The organism is Sulfuricaulis sp. (assembly GCF_040901545.1).
Classification (GTDB): Bacteria; Pseudomonadota; Gammaproteobacteria; order Acidiferrobacterales; family Sulfurifustaceae; genus Sulfuricaulis.
In genome coordinates this window covers 1-13,766 of the sequence record NZ_JBBDYL010000060.1, presented here as the reverse complement: position 1 = coordinate 13,766, position 13,766 = coordinate 1, and the positions used below count along the sequence as shown (strand labels likewise).

Here is a 13,766-nt window from a genome sequence, read left to right as displayed (position 1 = left end):
ATTCTCACCCCCGCAAACGCACTCGACCGCGATTTTCATGAATAATGCAGGCTAGTGGAGCAGTTCGCGGGCATTAGTCCAGAGGACGCAGATGCAGTCCTTAAGGGTTTCGCGGAGCGCAGTGCGATGCCACAGGTTATTAGAAAACTGCGAAATCGGGAGAACGAGATCGAGCCCGCCGGTGCAAGGCGACTTGCATTGGCAGTTGCACGGGGCGGCGCGCTGCTGCCGCGGGAACGGGGGATGTTCACGTCGGACTTGACGTTTAGACAGTCCGCGATCTTGGTGGCTCATCTTCTGAAGCGCATACCATCGGGTCCGGAGCGAGACGCAACCGCGGACGAGATCTTTCAACAAGCCCAGCCGCTCCCGTTCGCCTTCGAGTGCTTACGGTGGGTTCGCCATGATGCGGGTCAACCGGAAGCCGATCGGATAATCGCGGCCGACGCAGAAAACAGGGTCGCGAGTGCCTTAGCCGACCGGATTCGCTCGCAGGCGCTTGAATCCCCTCTGTATCAAGGCTTTGGTGCGGATGCTCCAGCTCTGTACTGGCTTTGGAACAAGCACAGCGATGGTTCGGCAGTCCAAGCACATTTGCGGTCGTGCTTTCAGGCAAATACAGCTGAGGTGGACAATTTCCTCGAATGCTTCGTGGGTTACGCATGGGGAATGGAAAGCGGATTGCCACATCGAGCAGATTTCGACCGCGGCTCATACGACGCCGTCGCGAAATTGATTGAGCCCGACTTCATAGTGACCAATGTCAAGCAGCGATACGGCGCAGAACTCGATACTCCTCAGTTTCATCACGGCAATGAGACGTCGCTCGCTTGTCGGATTGCTCACCAGTTCACGTACATTCACTTGAAGGTGCAAGAAGAAAAGGTGCAGGCGGCCGGCCGGGCATGATCTGCCTTGGGGGGCTTGACTTCGAAAAAGTGACGGCATAGATTCGATCGCAATATCGCTGGCTGTGTCAGCCCGGCTGATGCCCGTTACGCATCGCCCTTGGCAGGAAACAGATGCGCGGCCAATCCCTTCGGGTCGGCAATGCTGATCGCGACCGCGTGGACCGCAAGGTCGGGAACAAAAGGCAGGCCAGCCCGGAAACGGGCGACGCGCCCTCAAGCGTCTTAGGCCTACCAGTAATTGACCATTGGTCAGCCCACCGGAGAAATCCGGGGGCAACACGTTACACGTGCAGCGTGGCGGATAGTGGTTTCCGCTCATCTGCCGTGCAACATTTCTTAAACCGTCCAGCTCCGCGGCAATAATCGCGCGGAAAGGGCGGCCACACATGATGCGGTAATCCGCATCGTATCTCGAGCGCATGTCGCGCCCGACGCTGCTTGCTGACCGTTTTCAGGCAGGCGGCGCTGCGCGCTGACTCACGCTCGCTCAGCAGTTCATCCTATCGAGGCCTTTTGGGGTGGTGGTGCGTTCGCGTTAAGCGACCGCGCCCGATGCATATGCCGGAGCGCAATCGGCGGCTGCGGACGACTTGCGTCCGTCGCAACCAAAGTGCGGTCGATGGCAATCCGATGTCGCAGTTCCGATTTTGCAACGCATCGAAAGGAGCACTGGCCGTGAATGAAAAGACCGCACCGCTGCAAGAAGGCGATCTCTACGTTGTGAAGCAAGGGCGACTGATGCACGTGGAACGCGAAGGCGATCTGCCGAAAGTTCCCGTAAGCGAAGCAGCGAAAGATGCACTGCTGCAACTGCGGCGCCGTTGCCGGCACGCGCTGGGCGGGTTTCGTCCGGATGTCGCGCTGGTGGCGAGCGCCTTGATCCAGTACGCAGCATCCCTGCCGCAAGCCGAGACGATCGTGCGCGACTACGACGAAGCGATACGGGGCGCACTGCGCCAGCCGAACGCGTCGTCACTGGACAGCGCGAGCTGCTAGTGACGACGCGCACAACCTCTCGCGCGTCAAAGGGTTGCGCGCTCCTGGCGCAAATGACGCGAGCGAGTGATGGGGCTTTCTGCAGCCATCGTTCGCAAAGGGCCGTGCAACGCGGCTCGTCCCAATGCCCGTTTCAGCGGGCAGTCCCAATGGCGCCGCAATGGCGCACCCCCGAGCCGGGATCGACGGCTCATCTCGACGGATCGCTCCCGAAAGGGCGCGCCGTCGACGCCGATGCCGCGTGCCGCGGTGGCGAGCAGCAAGGAAACGGCACAAAACGGGAGTGGTGTCCCGAATCCCTCTGAGTTCCCGCCGCGCTTAGGCCGGTAGGACGGATAGAAACACTAACCGGACAGGCAGTGCACACCGAATGCAGTGATGCAGTGAAGTGGTGATGGATGGGGTATGTGAACCAGGAAGCCGGCGGATCGATTTTCTCCGCTCACCGAACCATTTCCCGCCCAACCCCCGGGTTTTCGAGGGGGTTACGCGAGGCTGCTGACGGTCATCACCCCGGAAAATGATGCTTGTCATCAACCTGTGGGTGAAGGACCGATGCGAGATTTCAACTACGAACTGAAGCAACTCTGCCAGCGCAACCGCGACGGCAGCTATGCCACTCAAACCGCGCGGGAGCGCATCCTGACGCTGGTCGCCAACCAGTTGCAGGAAATGGGCTTCCGGCACATGCATGCCGACAGCCTCAAGCCGAAGCACGTCGAGGCGCTCCTCGCGCGCTGGAAGGCGGAGGAGCTTTCCGCCGGCACGATCAAGAACCGCATGACCGAGCTGCGCTGGTGGGCGGAAAAGGTCGGCAAGCAGAACGTCATCGCCCCGGACAACGCCCGCTACGCCATTCCCGACCGGCAGTACGTGACGAACCTGGACAAGGGGCGCGAGCTGACGGCCGGCGACCTGACACAGATCGCGGATCCCTACACCCGGCTCTCGCTCAAGCTCCAGGCCGCATTCGGGCTGAGGCGCGAGGAGTCGATCAAGATCAGGGTCGAGTGGGCGGACCGGGGCGACCGGCTGATGCTCATGGACAGCTGGACCAAGGGCGGGCGGGAGCGCCAAGTCCCGATCCGCACCCCCGCGCAACGCGAGCTCTTGGAAGAGGTGAAGCAGCTCGTGGGCCAGTGGAGCCTGATCCCGAGGACGATGACCTACGACGGCCAGCTCCAGCGGTTCAAGGCGCAGTGCATGAAGGCGGGCATCCACAAGGTCCACGGCCTGCGCCACCATTACGCGCAGGAACGCTACCGGGAACTGACCGGCTGGGCGTGCCCGGCCAAGGGTGGCCCGGCAGCGAAATCGCTGGACCCGGAGCGGCGGGCGGTCGATCGCGAGGCCCGCGCGACTATTTCCGCCGAACTCGGGCATTCCCGCGAACAGATCACGGCGGTCTATTTAGGTAGGTAAGTTTTTATGTGGAGTTGCTCGTTAAGGGTCTTCTGAATCAATGCATTTGCTTCAAACTACTGCACATAAAAAGTTGATGATTGACCTCCCTGTGGCCATCCCGGGCCACGTTCTTAGGAGATCGATCATGAATGTTCCCACTCGCCGCTTCGCCGAATTGCTTTTGGAACAGTTGATTGAGCACGCGTTGTATCAACTGCTCAAGTTGCGCTACAGCAGGAATGCGCTGAAGAGATACCGCACGGTCTGGCAACATTTCGCCGCGTTTTGCCGTGACGCAGGCCAAGTCGGCGGGTATTCGGAAGAGATGGCTACACGCTTCATCGAACGATATCAGGCAACACGCAGCGAGCGCTTGACGGCGCAAACAGGCTGGCGCCGACATGTCAACTTTGGGGTGCTGGTGCTCGGCACCTTCGCGCGTGAAGGGCGAGTTGATCGGCCGGTGGTGTACACCGTGCAGCTTCACATTCCGCAGTCGATGAAGAAGCCGCTATCCGATTTCGAGCAATTCTGCCGTGAGCGCCTTCATCTGCGGCCGACCTCTCTCAAAGAGCGTATGCGAACCATCGCGGTGTTTCTTAACTACCTGGGAGCAAACGGGATCACCGCTCTCGATCAGCTTCAACCCGACCAGGTAACCTCCTTCGTCATCTCACGCGGCCCGCGGGGCCCGAGGTCCGCCTCCCGGGGCACGCCCGACCTTCGCAGTTTCCTTCGGTATCTTCTGCAGCGCCAGATTGTGCACCGCGATCTTACTCAGGTGTTGCCGACCATCCGGGTGCCGATGGACGGGACCATTCCTTCAGTCTGGGATCCGGAATTGGTTCGCAAACTGCTCAAGGTGATCGACCGTACCTCGCCCCGGGGCAAGCGCGACTACGCCATCCTGCTGCTGGCGAGCCGCTTGGGTCTGCGGTCAGGCGATATCCGAACTCTGAAGCTGGACGATCTCCAGTGGGATACGGCCACCATCGAAATCAGGCAGTCGAAGACAGGTGGACCATTGTGCCTGCCGATGTCGGAGGAAATCGGCGAAGCCTTGATCGATTACCTCAAGGCAGGCAGGCCCCAGGCGCCTCATCGCGAAGTGTTCCTGAGGGCGAGGCTTCCGTTTACGCCTATTGGCGCGAATAGCCGACTTCATCATGTCGTAAGCGAGTGGCGACAGCGAGCTGGAATTGAATTCCGAACTCCGCAGCGCTGCGGGCTGCACTCGCTGCGCCACACGCTGGCGACGCGGCTTCTACAGGGGGAAACACCGCTGCACGTCATTTCCGACATCCTGGGTCACACCACCACCGCGTCAACCATGATCTATGCCAAGGCGGACGTGGAATCGTTGCGCGCAGCCGCGCTCGACCCCGAGGAGGTGTGCCATGGCTAATAACAAATTCCCATTGCAATTCCGCAGCCCGGTAGCGCCGCTGATAAAACGGCTCATTCAGGAAAAGCAGGCGGTCGGTTACAAATATCAGGTTGGCGCGCTGGCGCTGGAGCGCCTTGACCGGTTTCTTGCGAAGGAAGGCTTGGCGCAGTGCGAACTGCCCCGTGAGTTGGCCCTGAAGTGGCTTGCCAAGCGGCCTCACGAGAGCGCGGCAAACCATGGCTATCGTGGCCATACGCTTCGCCGACTCGCCATCTTCATGGTCAAACAGGGCTATGCCGCGCATGTGCCGGATCCGTATCTCATGGCAAAAGGAGGAGGCAGCAGCTTCTCGCCGCGTATCCTGACTCACGCCGAAGTACGGCGCCTGCTTGATGTGGTCGACCACTTCAAACCCAGTGGGCACTCGCCGCTGCGCCATCTGGTCATGCCCGAGGTGTTTCGTCTGCTCTATGGTTGTGGTTTGCGGGTGGGCGAGGTGTTGCACCTGAAGGTCGGTGACGTGGACTTTGGTCGCGGTGTGCTGACGTTGCGCGAGACCAAATTCGGCAAGGACCGTCAGGTCCCTCCGGCAGTCAGTCTGGTGCAACGATTGCAGAAGTTTGACCAGGAGCTTGGCCGCCGGCCGGCAAACGCGTACTTCTTCCCAAACCTGCGCGGCGGCCACTGGGCCATATCGTCGGTTTATGGAATCTACCGGAAGCTGTTGACGCGCAGCGGCATATCGCACGCTGGCCGGGGAAAGGGCCCGCGTGTGCACGATCTTCGTCACACCTTCGCTGTTCACAGCCTGTTGCGCTGGTATCGTCAGGGTGCGGACCTCGACGCCAAGCTACCGGTGCTGGCGACCTATATGGGTCACCTGTCGGTGGTGGGAACACAGCATTACCTGCATCTGACGGCCGAACTGTTCCCCGAGATCACAACCCGCTCCCAGGCTCACTTCGGCGATGTCATCCCGCGGAGGGTCGTGTCATGAAACCCACCGACTTCTCCACGCACCTGACGCGCTACCTGACCCACCATCTGGCCGCGCAACGCAATCTCAGCCCCAACACCATCCGTGCCTACCGCGACGTGTTCACGCTGCTGCTACGATTCTGCCGGGACCAGCGCGGCATCGCCCTTGAACGGCTCAGCCTGGCACACCTCGACAACGCTCTGGTGGAGGCGTTCCTCGACTACCTGGCGAAGGAAAGGCATGTGTCGATCGGCACGCAAAACCAGCGCCTGGCGGTGTTGCATTCGTTCTTCCGCTACGTTCAGTCAGAAGTGCCCGAAATCATGTTGCAGTGCCAGCGTATTCTGGCCATCCCATTGCAGCGCCAGCCTCACGCCAACGTGGGCTACCTGGTCAAGGAAGATCTTGCTCGGATTCTGGCACAACCCGACCTCCGTTCACGGGAGGGGCGCCGGGATGCTGTGCTGTTGAGCCTGCTCTACGACACCGGCGCTCGCGTCCAGGAATTGATCGACCTGAGCGTCGGCGACGTGCGGTTGGCTTCTCCGGCGCAAGTGCGGCTGACAGGCAAGAGCAGGAAGACGCGCGCCGTGCCCCTGATGGACGCCACGGTGCAAATCTTGCGCGATTACCTGGAAGAGCATGGCCTGGACCGGCCGGAGTGCTCGGATCGGCCGTTGTTCCAGAATCGGCGGGGCATACGCTTCTCGCGCTGGGGCATCCGCTACGTGTTGAACAAGTACGTCCAGGCAATACGAAAAGACCGCCCCGGGTTCGTTCGATCGGTCAGTCCGCATAGCATCAGGCACACCAAGGGAATGCATTTGCTTCAAAGCGGTGTCTCGCTTGAAATCATCCGCGACTTCCTGGGACACGTGGACGTGCAAACCACCCAGATCTACGCGCGCTCAAACCTCGAGATGAAGCGACGGGCGCTGGAGAAGGTGGAAGGCGGCGTGCCACCGCCGAAAATCCCGTCCTGGAAGCAGAACAAGACCCTGCTCGATTGGTTGCATTCACTCTGACCATAGGAGCCATATATGACGTGCGTAGCCCGGAGCTCGAGTATCCAGCAGCGAAATATTATGTTGCGTTCCCAGCTCCGGGATACACGGTCGATCATGGACGTAACGCTGCTACTCCACATAAAAACTTACCTACCTAAATAAATCTTATGTGCAGCTACACATAAGGTCTACCTGGGCCGTTAACCCGGTTAACCCGCCGAATCCGTGCCGCGTCCGTGTCCGTGCCCCGAAAACTCGTCGATCGGACGCCCTCATGCGCGTGAGCAACGAGTTATCCACGCGGCGGTGCGCGGATCCCTCCATACACCCCGAGCGCGGCGCCGGGTGGGTAACTCGTAACAGCGCCACGCTGGCGATGCTGAGAGGGGGAGGGCAGTTGGCCACCAGGGGCGGTAGCCTGTCATGACTACCCTCGAAATCCTGATGAAGTCCTATCCCGGCCGCATCCTCCTGACCGTGGACGAAACCGCCCATGCCTGCGGCCTGGCGCCCGGCACCCTCCGCACGCGCCTTTCGCGCAAGACCTTCCCCATCGCTCACCGGAAATTCGGGGACAAGACGCTGTTCCATATCGAGGCCGTGGCGAAGTTCATCGATGGACTGCCGAGCGTAGGGAAGCGGGGACGCGGGCGACCGCCAAAGGTCGAAGCGCCGCCGGTCCCAAGCATTCCAATGGCTTGAACGCCGATTCCTCAAAGGGCACAATCCAGTCCAAGTATCATCGTGAGCAATCTGGGAACTCACACGACATGTTTGGAAGCGTCGACAAGAGCAAAGGACTTCTGTTCTGCACTTACGACCTTGAGCAGTCACTTCGGGGCACCCTGCAGAAGATGCGGCAGGAGGTTGAAGGGCTAGATGAGAATCGGCTGCTCAACACTTCACCTGAGGATCTGAAGCGGTACCTGGTGGAGAAGTACCGCGTCGAGCCGATCAGGTTGCGGCGCGAGGACTGGTACGCAGACCATCAAGACGTGCAGGTCGATGTGCGCTACGACCCGATGCGGTGGATTGATGACAAAAGCCAACCGGCGCTAGTGCCGGGCGAGCGTATCGAGGTCCGCGTACCTTTCGAGGGTGAATCCGAGCTCTTCTACTCTCGCCCGAACTCGATGACCAGTGCCCCGCCACGCGCGATCATCGACAAGAGCGAGCTGGTGCTGCGCTACGAGTCACCGTCGGACGCGCCCCGCGATGTCCGCCCGCTCGTCGATCGCGCGCTAGGTGAGATCGAGCAATATTTGGGATGGCAACGTACGCTGCTTGACGCTCACAACGATGGTATACCCGGTGTGGCGGAGCAGGCGATCCAGCAACGGCGTGAGCGGCTGCTGGCGCAGTCGCAACGCGCTACAGCTCTCGGTATCCCGATCAGGCAACGTGATGGCGCGCCGAAGACGTATGCTATTCCCACGGCGCGCAAGAAAGCTGCACCGACGCTTCCCCCTGCCAGCGCAGCTCCGTTCACACCAGAGCCCACTTGGGCAATCGAGCAGTACGAGCAGGCGCTCAAAATCATGCAGGACATGGCGCTCGTCATGGAGCGCAGTCCCGAGGCATTTAAGGCAATGGACGAGGAGGCGCTACGTCAACATTTCCTGGTACAGCTAAATGGTCAGTTTGAAGGTAAAGCAACGGGCGAAACTTTCAACATGTCTGGGAAAACGGATATCCTGCTGCGGGAGAGCGAACGTAACGTATTCATCGCGGAGTGCAAGTTTTGGAAGGGTCCCAAGGCGTTCGGCGAGGCCATCGACCAGCTCCTGGGCTATGCGACCTGGCGCGACAGCAAGACAGCGATCCTCGTGTTCAACCGGGGCACCGACACTTCGACCGTCCTTAGCGGCATCGAGACCGTGGTCAAGGGCCACCCCAATTTCAAGCGCACGATCGTATGGCCACACGAGAGCGGCTTTCGTTACATGCTTCATGCCAACAGCGACGTAAACCGCGAGCAGATCGTCACTATCCTGGTCTTCCACGTTCCCAGGTGAGCCTTGGGTTCCCCGGGGCGTAGCTATCTATCGAAGCAATTTTTCTCGACATAGGCGCAGAAAGCGCTCATAGATCGGCACGAATTGCCGCGCCTTCTCATTGAGTACGCGTGCGTCTTCCCTGACCCAGTCGGGTCGAGGACCGTGTGCCCTCAGGTTGTCCGAGAAGACGGATAGCAGCTCGCCGCCTTTGCCGATAGGGACTGTTTTCTGTACGACGTGCGTCGCAAAGTCGTTCGCCGCGCGGTAGAGCTCGACCAACGCGGCTTGCAGCTCCTTGTCTATGAATTCTTTCTCTGGCTGATCCCAAGTTTCGACGAAGTCATAGAGGGACTGTATCGCTTTACGCGAAAACGAGTCGCCGAAGTTCTGATCTCGAATTAGACGGACGGCGGGCTCGAAACCGAACGTCGTCTGCAGTTCCTGGAAGATCTTGACGTCGTGAGACTGGTCGGCAGCCAAGCGCTCCTTCGGCTTCAGTTGGGGATAGTGCTGGAACAGTCGACTTTCATCGAGTGTCAGGTCTTGCCACACGTCGTTCCAGAATAATACTGCCACCTCGAAACGCCCCTCTCGCGCACGCTGATCCGACAGTTCACGAACGAAGGCTTGCACGTTTTTATCGGCGTCCGCAGTAGTAACAACGTAGAGCTGTGCCAGCGCCGGTTTAAAGGATTCGGCCTTGTCAACCTCGTCCTTAATCGTGTCACTGGAGAGGCCTGACCATGTGTTCTACATTGCAAGCCGACCAAGCGGCCCTTGTCGTCCCTCCCATAGACGTCAACACCGTCCTGACGTTGACCTTGGCGGCCATGGCGGGTGAAATCGACGCTTTTCCAGCGGTTCTTTGCCGCAGAGCAAACGATACCCTCAAATTCTTCCCAGGACTTGGGCGGGGCCATCTTGAGTTCGGCATAGGTCGGCATGGCAGGATTATAGGAGGCTATCGTCGCGCGCTAAAGGAAAGAGACCAGGTGTGCTAGACCGTCCCCAGCCCACGAATCGTCATTGAACGTATCATTGGCATCGATTTCCCGATCCTACGCCGCAACCATGAGCGACAAAACGCTTCACGCATACTACATCAGCGCGCCACGCGTCCTTTCTCTCCTTGAATCGGGTTCAGTGCCCGCACATGTCATTGGAGCGCTTAAGGGTGAGGATGTGTACATGCGATCCGCATTGATCTCTAGTTCCCTTGGCGAGTACCTGTTCTCCGCAATCGCTATCCAGGGCATCAAGACGCTTCAGCAGCTCGCCATAGAGGGAAAGCTCGATAGGGGCACGTGCTTCATCTACGACGGCCATGTGCACGGAAAAGGATTCGGGATGGCGAATAAGGGGCCGGCGCTGCAACTCAGCAAGAAGCTGGATGGGTTGCTCGATGGTAAGACGTTGCTCGTGGAATTCGCCAAGGACGGGCTGGTCAACGAGACTGCGTACTCGAGGATGTCGGGATCGACCAACCTTTTCGTGTTCGCGTACATCGGTGAGTTTGAGCAGGACACGATCAGGGCGATCCCTTACGCGATCGGGGACATGGTTACAGCGAAATCAGGTATCTCGCTGCCGTTCCGACATCAACTACACTTGCGACCTGAGCAAGTAGAGCAGTTTTCACAAATCGATCTACAGTGGACGCCCTCCAAAACAGAATTCGCGAAGCTGAAGGAGGTTTCGGAGCACGAGGTGAAGACCCTGATTGCTAGGCTGCTGGGCGTGTCGGAGGTACCAAAGGATTGGGGTGGCGAGGAATCGGATATTTTTTCGAGCAACTTGTCGATTGCCGGTACACCGCGCACCGGAGCTTTCCTGCTGAAAGGACCCGCGAAGTTTCATATGATGACGATGGCCGACTGCGGGAAGAATGGCGATCAAATTTACCGACTGTTTAACGTGCCCGCAGATGTTTATGTCATTCAGCACTGCCATGAGATCGGCGCCGCTGTAAGGAAAACCGCTGAAGCGTTCGCGCTTCAACGCTCCTTCACAGCACCGTGCCAAATCATTTTCATCGATGGCAATGACACTGCCCGCTTGCTGCGCGCGTACGCCGAGAAGTGTTAGCGTCCTTGCTGATAGCGCGGAAACTCTCGTTGCTTCTAGCTCCGCATAAGCGGTACCAGCTTCTCGACTTGCGCCCGTAGAGGCGACCTACAAGATGCTATCTCGCCATCCCCGGAAGTACATCGTGAAGAATTGGATCGATACGATCAGCCTCCGCTATTGCCCAGGACGCCCAGGATTCCAGGCTTGCTAACGTTTCAGCGCCGGCGTGTGGCTTGCGGCGGGTAAGCTGAGCCTCAACGTACCTCCGGATATCCGATGCCCTACGCCAAGCGAGCATTTCACGAATGAGCTGATTGCGGCGATCTGCTTCGATCTTCTCCAATCTCTCGCGTTCTCTGCGCGCCGCTTCCTCTTCCTTGCGTCTGATCTCGTCCTTCAGCCGCTTTTGCCGGCATAGTCGATGTTCGTACTGGCGCAGGATAGAACGGCGGTATGCCCATTCGCCGGCTACGATCAGGCCAACGGCGACCTCATGGAGTTGATCCTCGAGAGGCGCATTGTCTTTGTCTTGCCAACGGACCTTAATCTCGGGAGGAGGCTGGTGCCATCCAAGGTCGATCTTCATCTTTGCGTCGGCGGGAATCTGCTTCGGCGGGTACTGCCGCTCCGGCTTTCCATTCAGGGGGCCGATGCTAAATCCTATGCGTTCGTCTCCCACGTGGATCGACACTGAGCCTATCTCGCGACCAAGCGAGGGCGCGCAGCCACATCGCACAAATGCGAGCATCAGGCTATTCATCAACCGCAACCGGCGTCGTTCAAAACGGGAATCGAACAAGGGTGCGTCAAAACTTGACGGATAGCGCGAAGCCTTCTGTTTTTCCCGTCTTTGTTCATCCTCTTGCAGGAGGCGAGTTATGGATGGATGCGCATTCGCGAGCGACGCGATTGCTCGAACCCTCCCGACGAGTTCTTTAGCACGGGCTGCAATTTCCGGGAGTCCCTCGGGGAAGGGCGGTGGTGGCGTAATCGTGGCCGCCAACAATTCCTTGTCCGACTCTTGAGGAGCCCAGCTGTATCGGTGCTTGCCTCCGATGATCACGATATCGGATTGACCTAAGCCCCTTGGAGGAAATGGCGGCTGCAAGACCTGTTTTCCGGTCTCCTTCTTTGCCCAGTACCCGACGCCGGGTAGTGGGATGTTGGATCTGCGGCAACGCTTGGCGATCGCGACGTCCGAGATCCCGAACCGTTGGCCTAGCTTGCGCAGCGGCTCGGACCATACGAGCTGGTACAACTCGAGGCGGGTGAATTTGTGGCTCATTGGTTGACTCCGTATGTGGCCGCGGTGGGGTTCACGTAGTTTGCGGGTCTGTATCCGCATTGGGCCGTGTTGGAGTACTTGCCAACAAGTTGCTCTGTTGGTATTATCTCCAACATGAGGGCGCGGCTGCTGTTTGACCAGCGTATTGTCATTGCCGAAACGGCCTTCGCCGAGCTGGTGTTGTGGGAAGTACCGACGCCAGTGCGTGGCAGCCAACATAGCTACAAGTATCGTCTCGCGTTCGTCGTAGATGGTCGCTCTGCGGTGCGCTATGACAATGAGGCAGGCAAGGGCGATCACCGGCATGTAGGGGATGTTGAAGAGCCTTACCTGTTCACGACGCCGGATCAATTAGTGAATGATTTTTTCCTGGATATCGAGAGGTGGCGAAATGAAAACCGTAACTCTTGACGTGCGCACGCCGCGCGAAGTGTCCGCTGAATTTGTACGCGTCTGGAAGAGTCGCAAGGCGGATTCGGATGCGCGCATCAGTTTTGCTACGCCGGAGCTGCTATGGAAGGTGCTGACTGCCAAACGCTGGGAACTGATCAAGGCGATGGCAGGCCAACGACCGATGACTTTGCGTGAAGCCGCGCGCCGTGCGGGCCGCGACGTAAAGGCGGTGCACGGCGACGTGCATGCCCTGCTGGAGGCGGGGATTCTGCGCAAGAACGCGAGTGGAAAAATTGAATTTCCGTTTGATGCGGTACATGTGGATTTCATGCTGGAGGCGGCGTAGCCGCACCGACGATTTTCTTGGGACTTTTTGGGACAGTTGGCGGGAAAAAGCGGTCACAAAGGGTAATTGTTAGATATCATCCAAAATTGCAAGACGCTGTTTTATCGGGAATCGTGCTGTAAGCTGTTGTTCGGCTTGCAAGCAATTTCTACCTGCAAAGCCGTGTACGCCGGTTCGATTCCGACCCCCGCCTCCAATACGCGCCGCGGCGCACGCGCGGCGTCCCGCCCTGCGTTCAAGGCCAAATCCGGTATCATGTCGCCGACGGGACGCCAAAACCGCTCCTGCCGCAACGGTGTGTCGCCAGCCCGGATGGTGAAATTGGTAGACACAAGGGACTTAAAATCCCTCGCCCCGTTAAACGGGCATCCCGGTTCGATTCCGGGTCCGGGCACCAGCGCCGGCTGACGAGCGGTTATCCGGGCCCGATGCGCGTTGCGCCGGGGTCCGGCATGAAGAGTAGACTGGAAATGGCAATCAGTGGAGCGGGAAGGCAAACGTGATTGTTCTCAATCTGAGTTGCGACAGGGAACATCGATTCGAGGGGTGGTTTTCCTCGAACGAGGACTTCGATCGTCAACACGGCCGCAAGATGCTGGCCTGCCCGCTGTGCGGCAGCGGAGAAATCGTGCGCCTGCCCTCGGCCCCGCATGTGCGCACCGGCGCCGTGCCGCGCGACGCCGGAACGGCCGTGCCGACCCCCGGGCGCCACTACGCCAACCTTGCCCCCGAAGTTGTTACCAAGCTGATCGACCATATCATCGACGCCACCGAGGACGTCGGCGCGGCGTTCCCCGAGGAAGCACGCAAGATTCACTATCACGAGGTGCCGGAGCGCCAGATCCGGGGCACCGCCTCGAACCGGGAAGTCCATGCGCTGCGCGACGAAGGGATTGAAATCGTCGCGCTGCCGATTCCGCCGCATCGCGCCGGCAAGACCCACTAGCAGCCTGTCGGACTTAGCAGCTCGACAGGCTGCTAATAGCAAAACCGG

General features: G+C 59.3%; 14 protein-coding genes and 1 tRNA gene. 13 read left to right on the top strand and 2 right to left on the bottom strand.

Annotated features, from left to right (window positions below; all coding sequences use genetic code 11):
• The first annotated feature begins 126 nt into the window (after positions 1-126).
• The 8 genes from WD823_RS12820 (at position 127) to WD823_RS12785 (ending at position 8,699) form a co-directional block, all read left to right on the top strand.
• On the top strand, positions 127-909 hold the full coding sequence (locus WD823_RS12820; RefSeq protein WP_368429893.1) for a hypothetical protein: 783 nt from the start codon (positions 127-129) through the stop codon (positions 907-909).
• 677 nt (positions 910-1,586) lie between these two features.
• On the top strand, positions 1,587-1,907 hold the full coding sequence (locus tag WD823_RS12815) for a hypothetical protein (protein ID WP_368429892.1): 321 nt from the start codon (positions 1,587-1,589) through the stop codon (positions 1,905-1,907).
• A gap of 555 nt (positions 1,908-2,462) precedes the next feature.
• Positions 2,463-3,329 (top strand): phage integrase N-terminal domain-containing protein, encoded by an 867-nt coding sequence (locus tag WD823_RS12810; RefSeq protein ID WP_368429891.1) that lies wholly within the window; start codon positions 2,463-2,465, stop codon positions 3,327-3,329.
• A 127-nt stretch (positions 3,330-3,456) separates the two neighbouring features.
• On the top strand, positions 3,457-4,716 hold the full coding sequence (locus tag WD823_RS12805) for a site-specific integrase (protein WP_368429890.1): 1,260 nt from the start codon (positions 3,457-3,459) through the stop codon (positions 4,714-4,716).
• A complete protein-coding gene (locus WD823_RS12800) occupies positions 4,709-5,695 on the top strand; it encodes a tyrosine-type recombinase/integrase (protein ID WP_368429889.1) in 987 nt (328 codons plus the stop codon). The genes WD823_RS12805 and WD823_RS12800 overlap by 8 nt, the downstream gene beginning before the upstream one ends.
• Positions 5,692-6,702, top strand: a complete 1,011-nt coding sequence (locus WD823_RS12795) for a tyrosine-type recombinase/integrase (protein ID WP_368429888.1) — start codon at positions 5,692-5,694, stop codon at positions 6,700-6,702. Before WD823_RS12800 ends, WD823_RS12795 begins: the two co-directional genes overlap by 4 nt.
• A 405-nt stretch (positions 6,703-7,107) precedes the next feature.
• Positions 7,108-7,386: a hypothetical protein gene (locus WD823_RS12790; RefSeq protein WP_368429887.1), complete on the top strand. Its 279-nt coding sequence runs from the start codon at positions 7,108-7,110 to the stop codon at positions 7,384-7,386.
• A 68-nt stretch (positions 7,387-7,454) separates the two neighbouring features.
• Positions 7,455-8,699, top strand: a complete 1,245-nt coding sequence (locus tag WD823_RS12785) for a hypothetical protein (protein ID WP_368429886.1) — start codon at positions 7,455-7,457, stop codon at positions 8,697-8,699.
• 27 nt (positions 8,700-8,726) lie between these two features.
• On the opposite strand, the gene WD823_RS12780 is transcribed toward WD823_RS12785, so the two are convergent.
• Positions 8,727-9,314 carry a hypothetical protein gene (locus WD823_RS12780; protein WP_368429885.1) on the bottom strand — a complete coding sequence of 196 codons (588 nt, stop codon included), beginning with the start codon at positions 9,312-9,314 and terminating at the stop codon, positions 8,727-8,729.
• Positions 9,315-9,752: 438 nt separating this feature from the next.
• Between WD823_RS12780 and WD823_RS12775 the strand changes: the two genes are divergently transcribed.
• The gene (locus tag WD823_RS12775; RefSeq protein ID WP_368429884.1) at positions 9,753-10,766 is read left to right on the top strand and encodes a methyltransferase; all 1,014 of its coding nucleotides are present in this window, start codon (positions 9,753-9,755) and stop codon (positions 10,764-10,766) included.
• Between the two features lie 97 nt (positions 10,767-10,863).
• On the opposite strand, the gene WD823_RS12770 is transcribed toward WD823_RS12775, so the two are convergent.
• Positions 10,864-12,033: a hypothetical protein gene (locus WD823_RS12770; protein WP_368429883.1), complete on the bottom strand. Its 1,170-nt coding sequence runs from the start codon at positions 12,031-12,033 to the stop codon at positions 10,864-10,866.
• Positions 12,034-12,147: 114 nt separating this feature from the next.
• Here WD823_RS12770 and WD823_RS12765 point away from each other — a divergent pair, with 114 nt between their 5' ends.
• The 4 genes from WD823_RS12765 (at position 12,148) to WD823_RS12750 (ending at position 13,718) form a co-directional block, all read left to right on the top strand.
• Positions 12,148-12,444: a DUF6516 family protein gene (locus tag WD823_RS12765; protein ID WP_368429882.1), complete on the top strand. Its 297-nt coding sequence runs from the start codon at positions 12,148-12,150 to the stop codon at positions 12,442-12,444.
• On the top strand, positions 12,425-12,772 hold the full coding sequence (locus tag WD823_RS12760) for a DNA-binding protein (protein WP_368429881.1): 348 nt from the start codon (positions 12,425-12,427) through the stop codon (positions 12,770-12,772). The genes WD823_RS12765 and WD823_RS12760 overlap by 20 nt, the downstream gene beginning before the upstream one ends.
• A gap of 306 nt (positions 12,773-13,078) precedes the next feature.
• Positions 13,079-13,169: transfer RNA gene (locus tag WD823_RS12755), tRNA-Leu, on the top strand.
• A 102-nt stretch (positions 13,170-13,271) separates the two neighbouring features.
• Positions 13,272-13,718, top strand: a complete 447-nt coding sequence (locus WD823_RS12750) for a DUF1178 family protein (protein ID WP_368429880.1) — start codon at positions 13,272-13,274, stop codon at positions 13,716-13,718.
• The last annotated feature ends 48 nt before the right edge of the window (positions 13,719-13,766 follow it).